The following is a 21,196-nucleotide window of genomic DNA, read 5'->3' as shown; positions in this document are numbered from 1 at the left end:
CACCCCCAACCCCTCTCCCTCAGGGAGAGGGGAGTTAGGGATGGATGTAGTTTCTTCATATTTTTTTGTTTGAAATGAGATAAATGGCCGTAACCGCGGAAAACCCCGCGGCTTCCCATCGGTTAAACAGCGCTGAGATCTGGCCTTAACTCGCGGGCACCTCGCAGATACACATGTTGCATGTCAGCTTGGGCAAGCGGAGTATTCAATTGGATCAGAACGCGAATACAACGGGGCAGGTCGCTGCTTACCCCCATCTGCTGCACATCCAACAACGGTACCGATTCCCAGCCGGGGCGACGACGGGCAAATTGGGCGGGAAAAGCCGCATTTAAATCAGGGGTAACGGAAAAAATAACGCTGACCAACTCAGCCAGATCTAGAGCGTTGCGATGTTCCAGTGCGTCCAACAACTCTGTTACTGCCGCTTCAATCGCCTCGGCAGTGTTTGCCGGTACGGTGATGGCTCCCCGAATTGCTCTGACTCGCCACCCCAATGGCCACACCCTCGCGCCTTTGAGCTCGTCTTGCTTCCAGAAAATTATACAGACTCATCTCCACGGGATCCCATCCCCTGCCAGCTCCGGTTAGGGGCCAGGCTGTAACAGCTTCTCCAGGATCTGAGCGTGGCTGAGGCCGGAGTCCACCCAGGCTTCTCCCTCTTTGAGGCGGGCGGCAGCGGTCAAGATAAACAAGTTGCTCTGCGCCCCCAAGGCCTCGCTGGTGGTTTGCACACAGGCCAGATCCTGGCCGGTTAACTGGCTAAACCAAGTGCCCAGCAGGCCTGCTTCCAAAAAGCCCATCGGGCGCTTGAAATGAGGGGGCGTAGCGGCAGCGAAGGGAGAGTTTCGGATCGACACCACCAGCACCCCCTGATCTTTGTAGGTCCAGTCGATCTCGATCAACCCCCAGCCGTGAGCTTTCCAAGCTTGTCTCAGACTTTGGAGGAAAATGCCCATCTCCAGCTCGGCCAGAGGCTTCTGGTAGTAGTCAGAGAGTTCCTGGGCAAAACGGCGGAAAAATTCCTTGCCCCACATACGACCACAGTTGCGCAACACCAGGCGAGCGGCTTGCCCCGTCTCGTATTCCAAGCCGGTGTAGATACCCCTCAGCAATGCCTCTGGAAGGGCCAAGAGCCGGTCACCGTGGCGACTCTCCAGCAAGCCTGACTCCAGGTCACTTTGCAGGTAGGCGCTGGGCGCGTAGTAGTTGCCCAAAACAGGCGTATAGGGGTCGAAGCTGGTGGAGCCATTGGGGATAGCGGTGGTGCCGGCCATATGTCAAAGATCCCTGGGCTATCAAGTAGGGCAGCGCAATTGGGAAACTCAGCAGGAGAGACCTCTACTCAGTTGATCTGAGTCCGTCCAAAGAGAGCAAAGCTGCTTGCGCCTGGGTGATCAAGGGGCGAATAAACTCTAGCTCTCCAGGGGCCAGATGATCCCTTAGCTCTTGCTGACAAATCCGATAAGCAACCTCGTAGGCGCTTTGCAGCTTGTACAGGCGCACCTCTTCCTCCATCCACTCGATCAGCCGCTCCTTCAACAGGTTCTCGTCCTGGAGCAACATGGCCAGAGCGCTGTAACGCAGCAACAGGAGCAGGTGCCGCCGGCAGAGATCCACCACTTGAGAGGAAAGGTTGGGCATCTCCTTTTGAAGGGTGTTTAGGGTGCGGCTCACCATCTGGCTCTCCCCCTCCCGTACGGCCCGGTACACGTGCAGCCTTTTGGGCCAGCCGAGCACATAGGCTTTGAGCTGCTCCAGTTGCTCCGGTGTGAGGTAGCGGGCCTCTGCCTCAATTAGCATCTGCTCCAGTGGGCTCACCATCTCGCTCCTCCCAAGGGTCGGTGGGTGCTCAGCGGGTGTCGGAGTTCAAAACAGGCTGAATAAATCGGCCAAAGTAATCTGTTTCTCTTCAGGCTGAGGCGGCAGCGCTGCCGACAGGGATCCCATAGAACGGGCCGCCAAAGTCAGGGGATCCCCCGACCAGGGGATGGAGCCGAAGTACTCCCGCACCCCTACAAAAGGCATGGGCAGCGAGGGACTCTGCCGCGGTCGGCTATCCCAATTTAAATGGGCAAAAAAGCTCTGCACCGACTCTTCCAGAAAAACCTCTGCTGTCATGCTTTGGCCACTCCCTGACCGGAGCGTAACTTTTGGGCAATTTCGCCGGCGCTGGCCCCTTCGTTGAGCCAAAAGGCAGCGGCATCGATGCGATCTTTGCTGCCGAGCAAAAATTTGCAGTAGCTTTCCCCCATGGAATAGCACTGGATCTCGATGCAGTTGAGCTGCCGTTCCACCATGGCGCTAAAAAACCCGGCAAACAATCCGGCGTAGAGGTGGCAAACGGGCTTACCCACATCCCCCAGGGTGCGAGCCACAGCGGAGTCGAACAAATTAATGAAAATAAATCCCTGCCGCCGGCCCTCAGTCTCCACCTCCCAGCGCCCCCAGCCTTGCGAGGTCAAGGGCCACCACCAGGTTTCCAAAAGGAACATCAGGTGGCTCTGCTTGGGTTTGCGCCGATACTCCTCCTCGAACCAGCGGGAGAAGTGGATCGCGTCGTTGCTCCCCCACTCGCGGCCAATGGTGTACATCAACGAGGCAGAGGCATCCCCCACTTCTTCTTCTAAGCCCTGCTGTAGGCCCAGGATAAAGTCTTCGCTTACCAAGACGTTGCGCGCGCCCGTCCAGTCCACCAGGGATCCCTGGGAGGGGTCGAAACGATAAAAGTCTTCGCGGCTGTAGTGATTGTGCCGTTGGGCAGCAGGCTGCAGGGGCAACTCGAGGGGAGTGGTTGTCATAGGGGCGGAGAGAGGGTGTCCATTGTTTCACACTTCTTGCTGAATCATAGCCTTTCCGCCGAGGGCTTTGGCCAGGGCCGTCGATAGCTGCAAGAAAAGAGCCTCTGCTGCCGGGAAGCCAGCGACGGCCAGTGCGGGGACTTGGGTTTAGGAGGGAGGTCTGACTTTGACGAAGGCGATGGCGGAGCGCCACAGCAGCGCTTCCCGCCCTTCCGCATCGGCCAAACAGAGGCAGTCGGGATCCTGCCAGCGCAACTGGCCGACAAAGACATCCCCGGTGTTGAGCTTTACCTCAAGGATCTCTCGATCTTTGATCACTTTTTGCAGGCGACGCACGCTTGGGATCCCGGTGTTGAACTCGGTCACGGCAGCCCTCTTGGCCAGCGAAAGGACGGCAAGCGCACTGCTCTCAGTATAGGGGATCCCTGCTGGCCCACACCTTGGCTGGACAATCTCCATAGCCGGGATCCAAAAACGCTCTTGCCCTCTGACCCACTTTTTCTTTCGGCGGGTACTATGTAGGGGGGATGGCGCTTGGAAAAGACGGTAAGTCTTGTCGGCCTGCCGTATTTTTTAAGCGAATCTACGGGTGTTCTCCCCGAAAAAAGTTAGCAGAATAGGGCTGGGGCGACAGAAAGTGCGCTTGTCGCCCTGGGGAAGGCAAATCCCAGCTTGGGATCCTTGTTGCCTGCTGTTTTGCTACAGAATTGTTTGTCTTTTTCAACCATCATCTGTGCAGGAGAGATCGTTATGGCAGTCGAGAAAGTGAACTCTTCTTCCAGCTTGGCCGAAGTGATCGACCGCATTTTGGACAAAGGGATCGTGGTCGATGCCTGGGTGCGGGTTTCTTTGGTGGGGATCGAGCTGTTGGCCATTGAGGCGCGCGTCGTTGTGGCTTCGGTGGAAACCTACCTGAAATACGCCGAGGCTGTGGGCCTGACGGCTACCGCTGCTGCCCCTGCCGTCTAAATCTGACCCAATCGCTCGATCCCCTTGCCTTCAACACCGCGGGGGTCGAAGGGTCGGGTCGTCGAGAAGGCGAGGCAGGGATCCGCCGTCGATCTCTGCCTTGTTTCCTTAGCTTCGGCTTGGGGATCGAGTTGGGCGGTGGTGTTGAGCTACAGGCCGTGCTGGTGGAGAGCGAGTTGGGAAAAAGCGGAGAACTGCATTCGCCCAGGCATTGAGAAGGACGTAGGGGGATTGCACACCATGAGTTTGCAGGAACAGTGGGCCGCGGCCCGCAGCCGACGGGCGGCTCAAAATCAAAGTTTGTTAAGCGGATCCCGGCAGCAGCGCCTGGAGCAGCACCGCGCTCTGATGGCCGAGCTGAGACAACGTTGCCAGGAACGACAAGAGGCAATACGGCAGCAGAGAGAACAAACCCGCAGCCAACTGCGCAACCTGGAGCAGAGCCGGGCGGCGCAGCGAGCCTTGGACGAGCATTCTCGCATGGCGGCTGCGGCGCAGCGGGCTAAAACGGTGGCGGAGCTTCTCTCTCGCATGGCCCAAGAACGAGCCGCCCAATCGCAGGCCCAGCAGCAGGAGCTACAGACTTTTCAAGCCAACTTGACAGCGACCGCGGAGAGCTTGCTGAGCACCTGTGCCCAGGCGCGGCAGGCCATGGCCAACCAAACCCGACAAGTGCGGCAGGCTTTCTATACTGAGTTGCGGCAACGGGTACAAGCTTTGCGGCAACTGGCGCAGCAGGAGCTGGCTCAGATTGCTCAAGAACAGCGGGCAGAGGCCCAGGCTCTGCGGCAGGCTTTGACAGCTTTCCGCAAGGCGTTGCACGAGCAGGTGTGGGGGAATGGGATCCCAGGGGATCGGCCCATTGTCCCAGATCTTGAGGAATCTGAAGAGGGTGATAAGCCGCCTGAGAGCTCGGTCAAAGCTACAGCAACGATTTCGACTGAGGTTACCCAACCAGAGCCTGTAGTTCCAGTCTCAGACAACACAGCCCCTCCTCCTGTGACACCACCTGAACCTCCGCCAGTTCCGCCCGAGCCCTTCCCTGAGCCGGATCCCATCGTGGCCTACGTCAACGACTATGTGGCCAGCCTGCAAGCGCAGGATCCCGATGTCACGTTGCTGCAGGTGATCGGGGATCGGGAGCGGGTGCGGGATCTGCTGGCCCGCGGTGCAGTGGATCTGGGGGTGGATCCCTCGGAAATCTTGGCCACCTTGCGGCGTATGGTGTCAGCGACGGTTGTGGTCTGAGCCCAGCGCAGTCCCTAGGAGCGCAAAAAGACCGTTGCGGCTATAGTCAAGGCAAGAGCGTCAAGGCAATTGAGAGTTGGGTATTGCTATGGCCACGGTTCTGCAGGCGCGTCCCCGCCAATTTGTGAACACTCCTTACATCGAGCGGATTACCCGCCGCGCTTTGCGCTATCTGCAATCGGGTTTTGCGGTGCATCTGCGGGGGCCTTCGGGCACGGGCAAGACTACCCTGGCGATGCATCTGGCCAGCCTGCTGGGCCGTCCCATCATGCTGATCTACGGCGATGATCGCTTCGATTCTTCCGACCTGATCGGCGGGCGCACCGGCTTTACCCATCGGCGGGTGGTGGATAATTTCATCCACTCGGTGGTGAAAATGGAAGAAGACGTGCGGCAGCGCTGGGTGGATGCCCGCCTCACCTTGGCCTGCCGCGAGGGCTTTACCCTCATCTACGACGAGTTCAACCGCTCCCGCCCTGAGGCCAACAACGCCCTCCTGAGCGCTTTGGAAGAGAGGCTGCTGGTGTTGCCGCCAGATAGCAACCGCTCCGAATATCTGCGGGTGCATCCCCAGTTCCGGGCCATCTTTACCTCTAACCCAGAGGAATACACCGGGGTTCACAAGGCCCAAGATGCGCTGCTGGATCGGATGATCACCATCGATATGGGGGAACCGGACATCGAGACCGAAAAAGAGATCCTCACTGCCCGCATTGGTCTATCTGCCCCCGATGCGCTCAAGATCGTGCACATTGTGCGGGCTTTTCGCCGCAAGCTGGATTTGACCCGCCACCCCAGCCTGCGCAGTTGTCTGATGATCGGGCGGATCGTCAAGGAGCACGAGCTGGCGGTGAGCAAAGACAATGCCGACTTTCGCGCTTTGTGTGCCGACGTGCTGTTGCCCCGGGCCGGCAAGCGCTATGAAGAGGGATCCCAGTTGCTGAATTATCTGCTAGACCAACTGCCTGGCTAGGTCTTCTGCCTGTGGGTGCGCTCTGGAGGTCGATGAACCCTGTGCCGATTAGCTCTCAACCCTTGAATACGGCCACTCACGGCTCCTCGCTAGCCGACGTGTTGGAGCGGGTGCTGGATAAGGGCATTGTTATTGCTGGAGACATCACCGTTTCGGTGGGCAATGTGGAGCTGCTCAATGTCCGCATCCGGCTGTTGATCTCTTCGGTGGACAAGGCCAAGGAGATCGGGATCAACTGGTGGGAATCGGATCCCTATCTCAACAGCCAAGCCCGGGAGCTGCTGGAAACCAACCGCCAGTTACTGCAGCGGGTCAGCGAGCTGGAAAAGCAACTGGCCCAAGGGCTGCCCAAGGGGGGAAATGGAAGCGATTAACACGTTGCCCCGTCAGAAGGGATCCGGGATCCCAGGCTAGACTGGCTGCTGGGGTGGTTTGACAAGGTGATGGGATGGCACTGGGGATCAACCTCGATCGCAAGGTTTTGGGCCGGCTGAGGGAGCTGGGCTGGTCGATGGGTGTGGTGGTGGCGCTTGCGATCCCCGGCCCGGCCTGGGGGCAAAATCCGCGCGCCATCAGCATTAGCGCTGATGTTCAGGAGGCCAATGCCAATACGGGGGTGTTTATAGCCACTGGCAACGTCACCCTCAGCTTCCCTGCCGAGCGCCTCACGGCCCGCGCCCAAAGAGCGGTGTACTACAGCCAGGAGCAACGCATTGAGCTGGAGGGCCAGGTCACCATCCGCCAAGGGGAAAATCAGTTGCAAGCAGAAAAGGTCATCTATTACATCGAAAAAGGCACGATCCAGGCTGCGCCGGCAGCAGGGAGCCAGGTGGAGTCCGTTTACGTGCTGCCAGAGCCGACCGCAAGCCCTTGAGATCGAGTGTTTGGCCCATCAACCCTCTGCGTTCCGGTCGCCCCTGAGGAATATGAGTTTGAGGCCAATGGGGTGGTTCACCCCTGAATCAGCTTTGGCTCCTGTTCCCAATGGCAAGTTATGCCCACCCTGCCCTACAGCAGGGACTTGGCTCGTCTGTACGTTTGAAGCGCCCACGAAAGGATTCGAACCTCCGACACCTGGGACCGGAACCCAGTGCTCTAGTCCACTGAGCTACGTGGGCAGCGCTATTGCATAACCTATCTTATCGCCTGATTTTCCCTTCTGCCAAGGGGAAAAAGCTGCGGCGGTGCTGCGGGGTCGGCCCTAGGTTTTGCAACGCCAGTCGGTGCTCCTGCGTGCCATAGCCCACGTTGGTGCGCCAGCCGTAGCCAGGGTACTGGTGATCCCAGCTTTGCATCAGGGCATCCCGCCAGACCTTGGCCACGATGGAAGCGGCGGCGATGGAGAGGCTGAGCTGATCCCCTTTAACCAGCGCCGTCTGCCGGGATCCCAGCTCGGCCAACGGCAACCCATCCAGCAAGATGTGCTCCACTTCCCCCACCTGCGCCAGCGCTCGTTGCATGGCCAGCAGCGTGGCCTGGCGAATGTTGAGCTGGTCGATCTCGGCGGCAGAGGCGCTGCCAATACCCACAGCCAGGGCCACCTGGCGAATCCGCTCCGCCCAGTGGGTGCGCTGCGGCGGGCGCAGTTGTTTGCAATCCCTCACTCCCTCCAGCGTTTTGGGATCCATCTGGGCCGGCAAAATGACCGCCGCTGCCACCACCGGCCCCGCCAGCGCCCCCCGCCCCACCTCGTCCACCCCCGCCACTCGGAGAATCCCCTGTTGCCAAAGGGATCCCTCCCAAACCAAACTGGGCTTCGCCGTCTTGCCCACAACGCCAGCCCTGGAGCCATCAACCCACCAGACCACCGTGCTCCTGCGCTCAACCGGCTGGTCTAACTGCTATGGGAGCGGCGTCGCCTGGAGGCTGCCGGAGATTGCTGGGCAGGGCTGATCCCCTGTTCCGCCGGTGGCTCGGCCAAGGTGCTCCCCACCGCTGATGGGAACGATTCAGCAGAGGGGATTTCGGGTGGGGGAAGGTTATCCACCGGCTCCTTCTCCTGCAAGGCATCCGCTTCGGGCACCCACTCCTCCGACTGAGCAGTGGCCTCAGTCTCTGGCCTGGTTTCCGCCTTGACAGTTCCCGGCAGAACCACCCTAACCGCCAGGTCGCGGCCCCAAGGTGGCGGCTGATCCAGAAGCAACAGCGGCGATAGCCCCAACTCCGAGTAGACCCGTTGTTGCAGCGGGGTCATCTCCACGGTGATGGTTTGCCGTGGCGGAGCTGGACGGCCTTCTGAGGACTCCGTCCCGCTGGCGCCAGCAGCTCGGGCCGGGGCAGTGTGGCTCTTGCGTAGGGTGGGTTCTGCCTCCTCGGCGCGGCCAGAACGGCGGGGTTCGCGGCGCTTCGGCTCTGCTCCACCCCCCTGCAGGGGATCCTCCCCAAGCGGCTCCGGGGTTTCCTCTTCGGCAGGCGTATCCGTGCTGCGCACAACGAGGCGCTGGCTGGCGCGGGGATCCCCCCAGTCTTCGCGGGAGCGCTTGCGTTCGGTTTCAACCCGTGGCTCCTCCAGATCGACCGAGGCAGCAAAGGGCGAAAAGGGATCCGGGCTGGGGCGTCGTTGTCCGGGGGCAGAGCGTGACCGCCGCAGCAGCGCGCGACTATCGCCTCGAGACAACCCATCGCTCCCGACTCGCAGACGGGCCCGTTGGGCGTTGCCATCGCGGGGCAGGATCGGGCCAGCCTCTTCCTCATCCCCTTCCTCCGCCTCGCTGGGCAGTGTTACAGTCAGGCCACTTTCGACGGTCAGCAGCCGTCCCGGCTCCGCCCCTGGCAGACGGGCCAGGATCCCCAGCCCCTCGCAGGTGGGGCAAGAATGGCCGAAGATCTCGTAAAGGCTTTGCCCCTGCCGTTTGCGGGTCAGCTCCACCAGACCCAATTCCGAGAGTTGGGCCACCTGGGGGCGAGCTTTGTCGCTGGAGAGGGCCTTGTTGAAGTGCTCCAAAACCAGCAACTGGTCGCGGCGGGAATCCATATCGATAAAATCCACCACGATCACACCGGCAATGTTGCGCAGTCTCAATTGGCGGGCGATCTCGGTGGCGGCCTCGCAATTGGTCCACAGCACCGTCTCGCGGGAGGTGGCCGATTGGGTGAAAGAGCCGGAGTTGACGTCGATCACCGTCAGGGCCTCGGTGGGCTCGATGACGATGTAGCCACCGGAGGGCAGATCCACCCGAGGCCGCAACGCCTGGCGAATGACCGCATTGACCCGGAAATACTCCAGGATGGGGGTGGGCTCGCGGTGGGCATCGACCACGACGCCAGGCGGCATCTGGCCCTTGTTCCAACCTTGCAGATAGCTGCGCACCCGCTTTGCGCCAGCAACAGAGTCGGTAACAATGCGGTTCACGTCCTCCGAGTAGACATCCCGCAGCACCCGCTGAATGAAATCATCGTCCCGGCTGAGCAGGCCTGGCTCCCGTGCCGCCTGATACTGCTGTTGAATATCTTCCCAGAGCTTTTTCAACTGCTCCAGGTCGTCGATTATCGCCTCTTCGGATACCCCCTCCGCTTCGGTACGTACCAGCAGGCCCATCTGCGGAGGTTTAATTAAGATAGCCAGGGATTTCAAACGGTTGCGTTCTTCCCGATCCTCGATGCGCCGGGACAGGTGAACGCCTTTGCCGTAGGGCCGCAACACCAAATACCGCCCTGGAAAGGCCAAATCTCCGGTTAGCCTTGGCCCTTTGTTGCCGGTGGGCTCTTTCATCACCTGCACCAGCACCTTTTGCTGGGGCAAGACCAACTCGGAGATGGAGGCATGGTTGCGTTTGAGGCGCAGCGGGCCTAGGTCGCTGACATGGATAAAGCCATTGCGTTCGGCGGGGCCGATGTTGACAAAAGCGGCATCAATGCTGGGCAGAACGTTCTCGATGATCCCGACGTAAACATCCCCCACTTGGTGAGCGCCGCTGGCGACGATCAGCTCCTGCACTTGGTCTTCGGCGAAGACGGCTGCCACTCGATGTTGCTCGGCAATGACGATCTGCCTGGGCATTAACCCTCCTCCCCGCCCCAAGGGCACGCGGTTGCGGACTGAACCCTCATTCGGGCGAGGCGTCGTCCTTTGGCCGGGATCCGCTCAAGTTTCTTTAACCAAGATCGACTCATCATGGAGTTGTCTATTACCCTAAGCTCTGCTCTGACGGAATAGAACCGATTAGCTTCCTCATCCAAGGGGTGAGGCGAGTTAAGTTCAGGTGAACTACCCGATGCTGGCCCTGGCGAGTCCAGCGCGGGGCTTCTGCTGCTTGCAACGAAAGCTCATCGGTGGAGATGCATGAATGGGGTGAGGTTTGCATGGAGATTCATGGATGGGCTCAATCGACAGGCTCAGTAAGCATGACGGCTCCGCCTCGGGAGATGGGACGCTGGCTCCTTGCAGAACCCCAATTGTGCGACCCCAGCCTGAGCCAACAACAAGACGGGGTTTGCACGTGGAAAGAAGCACCTTCTCAGGGTTAAGATATAGCCCGGGCTAGGTCAAACGGTCAGATCCCTCTGTTCACCTATGGTTTGACCCCGCCGTGCCTGTTACTTGCCCCGGGTACTGAGCTAAGAGTGTCTCCATTCCAAAACCCGGCCCAACCTTTGCCTGCTGCTCGCTCCGCCTTCGGTCAGGTTGATGCTCGGCAAGCCCCACAGCGGCAGGAGCCAGTAGTAGCAGCATTATAGCGCTTGTGGGATCCCTCAGCCCAGATAGGCACTTGGCCATTTTGCCGCGCAACGCTGATGCGACCGGATCTCAACAGCTGGGCTGCTCCCCTGGGAAATCCTTAATCCTGATCGGACAGGGGGTGTTCCCACAACAGGCGCAGCCGCTTGGCCGTCTGCAACGTCCAGCAGGGCAACCCCAGGGACTCGGCCATTTGCACCAGTTGGTTGGGCCGTAGGTAGGCGCCGTCGTTGCGGCAACTGCCGCGGTAGAGAAGGTGGGCGCTGCCGTCGGGGGCCAAGCCCTGAAACTCCAGGTAGTAGAGCAGGGCACGGGCATTGAAGGGATCGGATTTGCCCGACTTGGAGCGTTTCTCAATCCAGATCTCGCGCGCATCCAGGATCTGGGTGACCCAGGCCGGCCAGTCGGCAGTGGGCGACTCGCAACTTACAGTGAGCTGATATTCGGCAGCATAGACGGCTTCGGTGGCCGAGGGATCCCGCAGGCCGATCGCTTGGATGGCTCGGATGGAGAGTTCAGGGGGCAGTTGTTCGCTCAGAAGGGCGCGCAGTTCCTCAGGGGTGACGGGCCCCTCAGGCCGCTCCAGCAACTCCAGATCGAGGATCTCTCCATAGCCTTCCTGGCCAATGGGTAGGGCGTTGGCGTTGGCCAGGCGGGGCATGGGGTGGTAGCCGCCGCTGAAGGCCAGAGGTAGCCCCGCTCGCCGACAAGCCCGTTCCCACAGCCGCATCAGATCCAGGTGGCCCAGCCAGCGCAGATCCCCGGTTTTGCCGTAGGTGATGCGGAAGCGCTGGGCGGGCGGCTGCGGCTCCAGGGGATCCGGGGTGGGGGTGGGCCGGCTTTGCAGGGGCGGGACGGGCGGGGGCGGGATGACGATGTTGTGGCCAAAGCCGGGGCCGCAGATGCCGCAGGCGGAGCACTTCTCAAAGGAACAATCTTCCACCGTGATGGCTTCCAGGGCGCGGTGGTAGTCTTTCTGCAGCCATTTTTTGTCGATGCCGGTATCGATGTGATCCCAGGGCAAGGGATCCTCCAAACCCAGCTCGCGCATGGGGAGATGGGCGCAGAGGGCGACCGGATCGGCGCTGGGATCCACGGCTTCGCCGCAGTAGGCCTTCACCCAGGCGGCATAGGCGGCGTCGATGTTTTCCCACCAGGCGTCCAGGCCGGCGCCGGCCCGCCAGGCCTGCTCGATCATGCGGCCCAGGGAGCGATCCCCCTTGCCGATAAAGTCTTCTAGGATGCTGAAGCGGATATCCGTGAAGTGGGCCTTGACCCCCCGCAGCCGCCGCAGCTCTTTTTGCAGCAGGCCCTGCTTGCGCTGCACGTCGGCGTAGTCTACCCGGTGCCACTGGAAGGGGGTGTGGGGCTTGGGCGTGAAGTTGGAGAGGGTGAGGGTAAATTCCACCCGCTTGCGGCCCAGGGCAGCGCACTCCCGCTGCAGCATCTCGACCGTGCGGGCGATCCCCAGCACATCGGCGTCGGTCTCGCCGGGCAGGCCAATCATGAAATAAAGCTTAATTTTGTCCCAGCCCTCTTGGACGGCGGTGCGGATGCCGCGAATCAGGTCGGCGTCGGTGAGGCCCTTGTTGATAATGTCCCGCAGCCGTTGGGTACCGGCTTCTGGGGCAAAAGTCAGCCCCGAGCGGCGGGATCCCTTCATGATGGCGGCAATTTGCCCATCGAAGCGATCCACCCGTTGGCTGGGCAGCGAGAGCGCAACCTGCTGGCCAAGGAGACGGTTGTGCAGCTCGGCCCCCACCGCCGGCAGGGAAAGGTAGTCGGAGCAACTGAGGGAGGAGAGGGAAAATTCGTTGTAGCCGGTTTTGCGCAGGCCCTGCACCACTGCTTCCACTACTGCTTCCGGCTCCACATCGCGGGCTGGACGGGTGAGCATGCCGGGTTGGCAAAAGCGACAGCCGCGGGTACAGCCCCGCCGCACTTCCATCACCAGGCGGTCGTGGACGGTCTCCACCAAGGGCACCAGGCCGACAGCGTATTGGGGTTGGGGCAGCGCTACGCGGCGGCGAATACGCTCCGGCACGCCGGGCACGATGGGTCGGGGCGGGATCCCCTCGTAAAACTGGGGCACGTACACCCCCGGCACCTGGGCCAATTCCAAGAGCACTTCTCGGCGGGGCTTGTGCAGGGATCCGGCCAAGACCTGGCCGATCTCCGGCAGTACCTCTTCCCCATCCCCAAAGACGAAGAAGTCAAAAAAGTCGGCAAAGGGCTCTGGGTTGGAGGTGGCGGTCGGCCCACCGGCAAAGATCAGGGGACACTCTTGCGGGGTGAAGGCTTGCCGTTCCCACCATTTGAGCGGGATCCCGGCCAGATCCAGCATCTCTAAGATGTTGGTGCCCCCCAGCTCGTAGGCCAGGCTGAAGCCGATAATATGGAAAGCGCGCAAGGGGCGGCGCGATTCTACGGCAAACAGCGGGATCCGCAACTGCCGCATCCGGGCCGCCAAATCCGGGCCTGGCAGATAGGTGCGGTCGCACAACTGATCCGGCTGGGCGTTGAGGATGTTGTAGAGAATGATGTGGCCTAGGTTGGAAGCCCCCACCTCGTACAGCTCCGGGTAGCTCAGCACCCAACGCACCCGCGCCGAGTCCCAGGGGCGGTGGGCGGCGCCGAATTCTTTCCCCAAGTAGCGGGCTGGCCGCTGGATCTCAGGCGTGAGCAGGCGATCCAGATCGATGGGGCCTAGATGGGCTTGCATGGCAGCCGGAGAGAGCATGGGGATCCGAGCAAGAAGTGAACGCAGCTACTGATCTGACTCTAGCCGAACTTTCCCGGCAGCCCAAACCCAGGGCGGATAGAACAGCAAAACTCTTTCTCAACCCCATCTCCCCTCTCCTTCTGGGAGAGGGGTTGGGGGTGAGGGCGCACATCACTTCGGCAACCGCTGCAAGGCCAGCGCCAACTGTTCGTACTCAGCCAAATGGTTGTAAACCTGGGCCGAGATGCGCACCCAAAGCTGGCCGGCAAAGGGAATGATGGGAACTTCGATGCGGTGCATCTGCCAGAGGTAGTCGTGCAGGCGGCGGGCCCGCTCCGCCAAGGGCAGCTCCGGGATCCACTGTTGCCAGAAGGGTGGCAAGGGCAGGGTCGCCATGAAGCCCAACATCTTCTCAGGGGCGGGTGGGATCCCTTCCAGTTTTTCCAAGAGCAACTGCCGCGCCTGCAGCAGCAGCGTGTGGTTGTACCGGCGCAGCCTCTCCACCCCCAGCTCCCGGATGAAGGCCAGGGCTGCCGAGATGGCCAGCCAAGCGCTGGGATCGCGGGTGCCCACCCAGTCGAACTCGGCTGTGAACCCTTGCCCATAGCCGTGGGAGATGGCCAGGGGATGGGTTTGGGCCTGGCGGTGGGGGGCCGCCCACAGAAAGGCACAGCCTTTGGGGGCAAACAGCCACTTGTGGGCGTTGCCGGTGTACCAATCGGCTCCTAGGCTTTCCAACTCCAACGGGAGAACCCCCGGCGCATGGGCCCCGTCCACCAAGACCGGGATCCCGTGCTGCCGACAGAGGCCAACAAGCTCCGCCAAGGGGTAGATCAGGGCCGTGGGCGAGGTGAGGTGATCCACCACCGCCAGCCGAGTCTGGGGGGTGAGAATGGCTGCAAACGCTGCCAGAACCTGCTCCGGCCCCGCAATGGGGAAGGGGATCTGCGCTTCCGCCAGCACGGCCCCCCAGCGTTCACAGACATAGCGCAACGCCTGGCGGACAGCCCCGTAGCCATGGTTGGTACAGGCAATCTGATCCCCTGGCCGAAACGACAGCGAGCGCAACACCGTGTTGATGCCGCCAGTGGCATTTTCCACAAACACGAGATTTTCCGGTTCGGCCCCGACAAACTGGGCCAGCTCTGCCGCCGCCGCCCGCAAAGCCCGCGGCAGCTCTTCCCCCATAAACTGCACCGGCTGGGCCTCTAGGCGTTCTTGCCAAGCACTTTGGGCCTGCAACACCTTTTTCGGGGTCGCACCGAAAGAGCCGTGATTCAAAAAAATGGCCTGGGGATCCAGCCCCCACAACGAGCGGTCGCAAAGCGGTGCCTCGGCACTGGCAGCCGCTTCCAAGCAGTAGGGATCCGATCCGGCACTTGAGGAAAAAGACATGGCTGAGTCGCCTGTGTTACAAAAATCTGGGATCCGCGTCCAAGCAGCTTGCCCAGAAAATTAAGAGTGTCAAGGCTAGATGGACAGGGCTGCGGTCAGACCATCGGATGGGAGGAGAGTTCTTTAGGATGCCTCTACAGGCTGCCATTGGACTCTGGACTGAGATCCTCAAGGGGGGCGATTTTGCTCAGCTTGATTTTGGGGTTGCTGCTGATGAATTGCTGCAAGGTCCACTCGTTTTTAAAGAGGAGAACGGGCCTATCTTGAATGTCTTTGACGATAAGGGTGTTAAACAGGCTGGGGATGTTCTCCAGAACTTCCCAGCCATTCTCTACCCAGCGGGCCAGCGTGTAGGGCAGCATCTCCAGCCGGGTTTCGACGTTGTACTCATGTTCCAGGCGGTACTGCAGCACCTCAAACTGCAACTGGCCCACTGCGGCCACAATCGGATCCCGTTTGGACTCGTCGAGGGAGTACATCATCTGCACCGCTCCCTCTTCCTGCAGCTCTGATACCCCTTTCTGGAACTGCTTAAACTTGGAGGGGTTGGGATTTTTTAAATAGGCAAACAGCTCCGGCGAAAAGCTGGGGATCCCGGCGTAGCGCAACTTCGGGCCGGTGTAGAGGGTATCCCCAATCCTGAAGATGCCGGGGTTGTTGAGGCCGATGACATCGCCAGGATAGGCTTCATCGATGGAGATGCGCTCTTGAGCAAACAATTTTTGGGGATAGGAGAGGCGGATGGGGCGGTTGAGGCGGGCATGGTTGACCACCATGTCCTTCTCGAACCTGCCGGAGCAGATGCGCACAAAAGCAAGGCGATCCCGGTGGCGGGGATCCATATTGGCCTGCAGCTTAAAGACAAAGCCGGTAAACTCAGGATGTTCGGGTGGGATCAGCCCTGCCGTGCTCTCGTGGGGCATTGGCGGTAGAGAATACTCCAGAAACGCATTGAGAAACAGCTCCACCCCAAAATTGGTCATGGCGCTGCCGAAAAAGACCGGCGTTTGCTTGCCAGCATGAACCTGCTTGAGATCCAAGCTGGGCATGAGGCCATCCAACAGCTCCAGCTCTTCTTTGAATTGGTAATAGAGATCTTTTTCAACCAAGTCTTCAATTTGCGGATCCCCCAGCTTGATGACCATTTCTTTGGCCCGCAGCCGTCCCCGCGAGACCCGCTCAAAGAAATGAAACTCCTGCGTGCGTCGGTCAAACAAAGCTGTAAAGCGCTCCCCTGAGCCAATCGGCCAGGTTACAGGATAGGGCTTGAGGCCGAGCTCAGTCTCAATTTCGTCCATTAGCTCCAAGGGATCCCGGCTGGGGCGATCCATCTTGTTGATGAAGGTAAAAATCGGCAACTTCCGCAGTTGACAGACTTCAAACAGCTTGCGGGTCTGGGGTTCTAGCCCTTTGCCGGCATCTTCCAGCATCACAGCGTTATCAGCCGCCGCCAGGGTGCGGTAGGTATCTTCGCTGAAGTCTTGGTGGCCGGGAGTATCGAGCAAGTTGAGGCGAATGTTGCGGTAGTCAAACTGCAACACGGTCGAGGTAATGGAAATGCCCCGCTGCCTTTCCAGCTCCATCCAGTCGGAGGTAACCCGCTTTTGGGCGCGGCGGGCCTTTACAGCCCCCGCTTCTTGAATCGCCCCCCCGTACAACAAAAGCTTTTCCGTAAGCGTGGTTTTCCCGGCATCGGGGTGAGAAATAATGGCAAAGGTGCGCCGTTGCTGGATAGCGTTGGCCAAATCTACTGCTTTCATGAAAAGTTACTGCTCCAATCAAAACCCGCTCGTCTCACAGCGCGCTGACGCTACGCGACCCTTAAAAAATAGCGATGGCACTCCCCTTGCGGCCCTGCTGTTGCTTCGCAGACGATGGAGAGCTCTAGCGAGGAGTAGAAATGAAAAAGGCTGGGATGGCCGTCCGCTAGCGGGGGAGGGAGCACAGGCTGAAAAGCTGGGGGTAACCTACTCTGACCGTAGCACAGGACTTGGTTCTACCGTTGCCTGGCACTCGAGGACAGGGATCCTTTGGAGCGGAATTCCCACCCGAGCGGATCGGGATCAATGGGTCTCGTTCAACAGTTGCTCAGCAGTTGCTCAATGGTGGCGATGGTGAAGTTTTGGCTGACCACCAGCCGTTCCACGCGAATGCGGTGGGCCTGCAGCAGGCACTCTTGTTGCAATGCTTTGGGCAGTCGTTCCCAATGATCCAGCAGGACTTCCAGCAAAATCTCGCCCGGCAGCCCGGTGGTGCTTTGCAGGGATCCCAGCTTTTGTACTCTCTTGATAGACCATTTGAGGGTGAGCTTTTGCAGGCCCAGTTGGGCATCGAGGGCCTCGCGGGGATCCGCTGGCTTGGCGGCACCGTTTTGGTGAACTCCATCGCCGGTACAGGTGGTGGCAGGGGGCAGAAGCTCGGCTTGCCCTTCAGTCGGCAGCGTAGCCCATTTGGCCGGGTTGACCTGCTCGACCGGAGCCGGCGACAGGACGGGCAGAGGATCCACGTCAAGATCTCCACCCAGAGAAGGCGCTTCAGGTGGGAAGGGCGCATCGGCCAAAAGAGGGATCCGCTCTGCCTCTGGCGGGGTTCTGGCAGCACAGCCCTGACGGGGCGAGGCCACGGGAGATTGCTCCGGCTCGACACTCACTGCCCCAGGGCGAGGCAGATCCAGAGGCTGTGTCTCTTTGTTGTCTTTGGGACGGTGCGGAGCATCCACGCAATCGACAGGCACAGGTTCGGGCAGCTCTGGCTGTTTATTCACCCCCATGCGCGAGAGCAGATCGGCCTTGGTAGGGCCAGTGGGCAATTTTTTCTTGGGGGGCTTTTTGGTGGTAGCCATCTTAGCGAGACCTCAACACCGCCTCAAGGATCTCGCGATAAGGTTGGGCCAAAACCTCTTCTCCGGCCTCTGCCAACGACCAGCCCATACTGTTGGTTTGCTGCACCACCGTGCTTTGCCGCACCGGGGTAAAAATGGGGATCCCTTGCATCATTTCCGCCAGGGCTTCCACCGCTGCCCGCGACATTTTGGTGCGGTTGTTGCCCACCCATTGCTCCCGGGTGGGGAGCACCCCCAGAAACTTGGGCACCTGAAAATCCAGCTCCCCCAATTCCTTCAGCAGCACCAGGGTACTCAGGGCCCCCATCACCCCTTTTTGGGTGCATTCCGTCGGCACCACCAACAGATCGGCGCTGAGAATGCTGTTGTAGGTGAGCAGCCCTTTCGAGGGGGGACTGTCGATGACCAAAAAGTCATACTCCGACAAAATCGGTCGCAAAGCCCGCTTCAAAAACAGCTCCCGCCCCGGCTCCATCACAATCGCGTCCATCGCTCGCGACAGGCTGTAGTCGCTGGGGGCCAGCCACAGCCGCTCCTGGCGATCCTCATTCAGCGGCGGACGAATGATCTCCCGAATGTGAACCCGATCCGCCCCTGGCAAAATCGTCTCGGCAATGGTGGCCGACTCCGACAAATCTGTCCAGCCCAGCCACTGGCTCAGGTTGCCCTGCGGATCAAAATCGACGGCCAAGGTCTTGCCGTGCTCTGCCAGCATGATGGCCAAGTTGAGGGCGGCTGTGGTCTTTCCGGATCCCCCACTCAAGCAGGCGACGGTGATGACAAGCGCCGTTCTGCCAGACATGCGTTATCCCCCTCGTAGCCCATCCCCTAACACTATAGCTAGGGTTAAGCAATAGTGTTTACACCTTAGATAGGGATTGCGCGGCTGAGGATGGCCTGCAGGGATCCATCCGCTGGATCAGCTCTTTATCAATCCTCAAATTGGATCCTCAAAGGGAAGACACAAACCGGTGCAGCCGCTGCAGCCCTTTTTCCAGGGTGGCGCGATCGGCGGCATAGGAAAGGCGGATGTAGGCATCTGCCCCGAAGGCCAGGCCCGGCACGGCGGCGACGTGATGTTCTTGGAGCAGCCGTTGGCAGAACTCCACCGAACTTAGCCCGGTTTGGCCGATGTTGACAAACACATAAAAGGCGCCCTCCGGCTCTGGACAAGTCACTCCCGGCAGAGCGCGGATCCCCTCCAGCATCAGATCCCGCCGCTGCCAAAATTCTCGCCGCATTTTTTCCACCGCCGCTGCCGACAGGGGGCTGGTCAGGGCTTCCAGGGCGCCGTACTGGGCAAAGGTGCAGACATTGGAGGTGCTGTGGCTTTGCAGGTTGATGGCGGCGTCGATGATGGGCTTGGGCCCGGCCAAGTAGCCCACCCGCCAGCCGGTCATGGCATAGGCTTTGGCAAAGCCGCTGCTGAGGATCACTCGTGGCACCAAGTCAGGGCAAAGGGATCCCAGGCTGATGTGGCAGGCTTGTCCGTAAATCAGCTTTTCGTAGATCTCGTCGCAGACCACATACAGATGGGGGACAGACAGGATCACCTCGGCCAAGGCTGCCAGCTCCTGCCGATGGTAAACGGCGCCGGTGGGGTTGGCCGGCGAGTTGAGGATGAGCAACTTGCTGCGGGGGGTGAGGGCCTGGCGCAGTTGGGCGGCGGTGAGTTTGAACCCCTGAGCCTCTTCTGTCTGCACCCGCACCACCTTGGCCCCCGCCAAAGCCACCATCTCGGGATAGCTGACCCAGTAGGGGACGGGCAGGATCACCTCGTCGCTGGGATCCAGGAGTACCATGGCCAGGTTAAACAGGGTTTGCTTGCCGCCGTTGCTAATCAGGATCTGGTCGGGGCTGTAGTCCAAGCCGTTTTCTCGCCGCAACTTGTCCGCCACCGCCTGGCGCAGGGCGGGGATCCCGGCGGTGGGGCCGTAGCGGGTTTTGCCCTCTTCCAGGGCGCGGATGGCCGCCGCCCGAATGTGCTCAGGTGTATCGAAGTCCGGCTCGCCGGCGCTCAAGCTACACACATCCACACCCTCTGCCTGCATGGCTTTGGCCAGAGCTGTAATGGACAACGTGGGGGACGAGGATAGATGGGCGACCCGTTGGGACAAGCCGGCAGCAGACACCATCAGTCAGGAAACTCTTTGTTTTGAGAATTTTAACTTTCCTTGCGGTCAGTGACGGGAGGACGTCACGATTCTGAGGGGTTCTGAGGCTGGGCTACTGCTGTCAAGAGGCGGCTGCCATCCACCAGCAGCAGCTCATGGCCCTCCCGCTCCGCTAACAGATCCCAAAACTCGCCCGCAACAGCTCCTGGCAAAAACCCCTCCAAGCGCAGTTGTAAGGGCGGAAATTGCTTGTTCCCTTGGGGCTTGCGCCGCACGGTTACCTCAACAAAGCCATCGTGGGGCTCGACGATGCCGCGAATGTTGAAGCCCTCCTCTGCATCTTCGGGGGCAGGCAAAAAAGGCTCATCCTCCAGCTCTGGATCTGCCTCCTCTTCCGGCAGAGCCAGAATGCGGATGACGCTCAGACCTAGGGCGCCTCCCGACCGCGGCTGTGGCTGCACGTAGTACCAGTAGGTGTGGCCGCTCTCGATGCAGTGGGTGAAAGGACGCAGCAGCTCGGCGCGGCCAGGGGTGGCCGGATACTCCACGCCATCGCTGGCAACCAACATCGCCTGCGCATAGGTCTTGGGGATCGCTTTTAGGGATCCCTTGATCAGGCCCAAGGCACGGAACTGGTAGGGGTGAGCGGGCGGGGGCAGGGGATTCATAGGAGTCAGCAACAGGACGGAAGGCCAAAAGAGTAGGGCTTACAAGTCTATCTCATGACAGCGGCCATCTCAGAAGTATGGGAGGCTGCTAATCCAGCAAAAATTGCACCCACTTCGGTGGCGGCGGCAGCGGGCAGCGGAAATGCTCCATCACCAGAGCGGCCACCAGATGCACCGTGAACACATAGATGAGGGAGTTAAAGGCGATGAATGCCACCACCACCACCTGAACCATCCAGGGTTCCGCCACCCAGTACACCCCTAGTCTGGCCAGGGACACATCCAGCAGCCAGTTGGTCAGGCCGGTGAGTTGGATGGTCACGTAAGTCCAGAGGTTTTCCCCCACCAGCAGGGAGGAGAGCAACAACTGGAAAACCAGGCCGAAAGCGCTGAGGGCAGCGCCGCTGGCTACCGAGACATACCAAGAGAAGCGCTGCTGCCAGAGGCGGGCACACCCGTAGCCCAGCAGGCCATAGGGAATGACGTAGAGAATGCTGCGCGTGGGCCCCATCAGCACTGTCAGCAACAGGGCGGAGACCACCAGGGCCATCGCCCCGGTGCGGGGATCCCAGCGCATCACCGCCAGCGCCACCGGAATGGGGAAAAACAGACGCATAAAGGGAGCCAGCGGCGTGTAGCTCAAGATCCAGATCAAAGCGGCGGTGCTGGCCAAAAAAGCTGTTTCCACCACCCTCAAGGCCGGAGAGCGGGGAGGGGGCGGGGGGAGGGGAGGAAAGTCATCCGGCACAGAAGGCTGAGGCGGCGAGGGCACATCCAGAAACGCAC

At 60.5% G+C, this 21,196-nt stretch carries 21 protein-coding genes and 1 tRNA gene; 5 read left to right on the top strand and 17 right to left on the bottom strand.

The annotated features are described in order from the left end of the window. Positions 1-122: 122 nt before the first annotated feature. The 6 genes from aroH to NW844_RS06450 all read right to left on the bottom strand — a co-directional run bounded on the left by aroH (position 123) and on the right by NW844_RS06450 (position 3,260). On the bottom strand, positions 123-497 hold the full coding sequence (gene aroH, locus NW844_RS06475; RefSeq protein ID WP_414334481.1) for a chorismate mutase: 375 nt from the start codon (positions 495-497) through the stop codon (positions 123-125). A gap of 90 nt (positions 498-587) precedes the next feature. Continuing rightward, on the bottom strand, positions 588-1,277 hold the full coding sequence (locus NW844_RS06470) for a V4R domain-containing protein (protein ID WP_414334479.1): 690 nt from the start codon (positions 1,275-1,277) through the stop codon (positions 588-590). A 64-nt stretch (positions 1,278-1,341) separates the two neighbouring features. Further along, positions 1,342-1,824: a hypothetical protein gene (locus NW844_RS06465; RefSeq protein ID WP_414334477.1), complete on the bottom strand. Its 483-nt coding sequence runs from the start codon at positions 1,822-1,824 to the stop codon at positions 1,342-1,344. 45 nt (positions 1,825-1,869) lie between these two features. Next, positions 1,870-2,121, bottom strand: coding sequence for a hypothetical protein (locus NW844_RS06460; protein WP_414334475.1), 252 nt, complete (start codon positions 2,119-2,121; stop codon positions 1,870-1,872). Next, a complete protein-coding gene (locus NW844_RS06455; RefSeq protein ID WP_414334474.1) occupies positions 2,118-2,801 on the bottom strand; it encodes a V4R domain-containing protein in 684 nt (227 codons plus the stop codon). Before NW844_RS06455 ends, NW844_RS06460 begins: the two co-directional genes overlap by 4 nt. Before the next feature lie 147 nt (positions 2,802-2,948). Continuing rightward, positions 2,949-3,260, bottom strand: a complete 312-nt coding sequence (locus NW844_RS06450) for an Hfq-related RNA-binding protein (protein WP_414334472.1) — start codon at positions 3,258-3,260, stop codon at positions 2,949-2,951. 291 nt (positions 3,261-3,551) lie between these two features. Between NW844_RS06450 and gvpA the strand changes: the two genes are divergently transcribed. From gvpA to NW844_RS06425, 5 genes are all read left to right on the top strand, one after another. Continuing rightward, positions 3,552-3,770: a gas vesicle structural protein GvpA gene (gvpA, locus tag NW844_RS06445; protein ID WP_011429717.1), complete on the top strand. Its 219-nt coding sequence runs from the start codon at positions 3,552-3,554 to the stop codon at positions 3,768-3,770. A gap of 240 nt (positions 3,771-4,010) precedes the next feature. Continuing rightward, positions 4,011-5,018: a gas vesicle protein GvpC gene (gene gvpC, locus NW844_RS06440; protein ID WP_414334470.1), complete on the top strand. Its 1,008-nt coding sequence runs from the start codon at positions 4,011-4,013 to the stop codon at positions 5,016-5,018. An 88-nt stretch (positions 5,019-5,106) separates the two neighbouring features. After that, a complete protein-coding gene (gvpN, locus tag NW844_RS06435) occupies positions 5,107-5,991 on the top strand; it encodes a gas vesicle protein GvpN (protein WP_414334468.1) in 885 nt (294 codons plus the stop codon). Between the two features lie 41 nt (positions 5,992-6,032). Then, complete coding sequence (locus tag NW844_RS06430; RefSeq protein ID WP_414334484.1) at positions 6,033-6,365, top strand: gas vesicle protein; 333 nt, start codon at positions 6,033-6,035, stop codon at positions 6,363-6,365. 74 nt (positions 6,366-6,439) lie between these two features. Further along, positions 6,440-6,865, top strand: coding sequence for an LptA/OstA family protein (locus NW844_RS06425; protein WP_414334466.1), 426 nt, complete (start codon positions 6,440-6,442; stop codon positions 6,863-6,865). Between the two features lie 170 nt (positions 6,866-7,035). Here the strand turns inward: NW844_RS06425 and NW844_RS06420 are convergent. From NW844_RS06420 to NW844_RS06370, 11 genes are all read right to left on the bottom strand, one after another. Further along, positions 7,036-7,109 (bottom strand) — tRNA-Arg (locus NW844_RS06420). A 21-nt stretch (positions 7,110-7,130) separates the two neighbouring features. Further along, positions 7,131-7,763 (bottom strand): ribonuclease HII, encoded by a 633-nt coding sequence (locus tag NW844_RS06415; RefSeq protein WP_414334483.1) that lies wholly within the window; start codon positions 7,761-7,763, stop codon positions 7,131-7,133. A 62-nt stretch (positions 7,764-7,825) separates the two neighbouring features. Next, positions 7,826-9,991, bottom strand: a complete 2,166-nt coding sequence (locus NW844_RS06410; RefSeq protein ID WP_414334464.1) for an Rne/Rng family ribonuclease — start codon at positions 9,989-9,991, stop codon at positions 7,826-7,828. 778 nt (positions 9,992-10,769) lie between these two features. Then, positions 10,770-13,409 (bottom strand): TIGR03960 family B12-binding radical SAM protein, encoded by a 2,640-nt coding sequence (locus tag NW844_RS06405; protein WP_414334462.1) that lies wholly within the window; start codon positions 13,407-13,409, stop codon positions 10,770-10,772. A gap of 153 nt (positions 13,410-13,562) precedes the next feature. Continuing rightward, the gene (locus NW844_RS06400; protein ID WP_414334460.1) at positions 13,563-14,786 is read right to left on the bottom strand and encodes an aminotransferase class V-fold PLP-dependent enzyme; all 1,224 of its coding nucleotides are present in this window, start codon (positions 14,784-14,786) and stop codon (positions 13,563-13,565) included. A 134-nt stretch (positions 14,787-14,920) separates the two neighbouring features. Further along, complete coding sequence (locus tag NW844_RS06395) at positions 14,921-16,546, bottom strand: peptide chain release factor 3 (protein WP_414334458.1); 1,626 nt, start codon at positions 16,544-16,546, stop codon at positions 14,921-14,923. Positions 16,547-16,863: 317 nt separating this feature from the next. Next, the gene (locus NW844_RS06390) at positions 16,864-17,628 is read right to left on the bottom strand and encodes a hypothetical protein (protein ID WP_414334456.1); all 765 of its coding nucleotides are present in this window, start codon (positions 17,626-17,628) and stop codon (positions 16,864-16,866) included. Position 17,629: 1 nt separating this feature from the next. Continuing rightward, positions 17,630-18,430 carry a ParA family protein gene (locus NW844_RS06385; protein ID WP_414334455.1) on the bottom strand — a complete coding sequence of 267 codons (801 nt, stop codon included), beginning with the start codon at positions 18,428-18,430 and terminating at the stop codon, positions 17,630-17,632. Positions 18,431-18,578: 148 nt separating this feature from the next. Further along, complete coding sequence (locus tag NW844_RS06380; protein WP_414334453.1) at positions 18,579-19,763, bottom strand: pyridoxal phosphate-dependent aminotransferase; 1,185 nt, start codon at positions 19,761-19,763, stop codon at positions 18,579-18,581. A gap of 62 nt (positions 19,764-19,825) precedes the next feature. Continuing rightward, the gene (locus NW844_RS06375; RefSeq protein WP_414334451.1) at positions 19,826-20,410 is read right to left on the bottom strand and encodes a hypothetical protein; all 585 of its coding nucleotides are present in this window, start codon (positions 20,408-20,410) and stop codon (positions 19,826-19,828) included. Between the two features lie 88 nt (positions 20,411-20,498). Continuing rightward, the coding region (locus tag NW844_RS06370; RefSeq protein WP_414334449.1) for a DUF2232 domain-containing protein at positions 20,499-21,196 on the bottom strand (698 nt) is incomplete at its 5' end.

It is taken from the genome of Synechococcus sp. H55.2, from assembly GCF_047462495.1.
In the GTDB taxonomy this organism is placed as follows: Bacteria; Cyanobacteriota; Cyanobacteriia; order Thermostichales; family Thermostichaceae; genus Thermostichus.
This window is presented reverse-complemented; position numbering and strand designations above follow the sequence as displayed.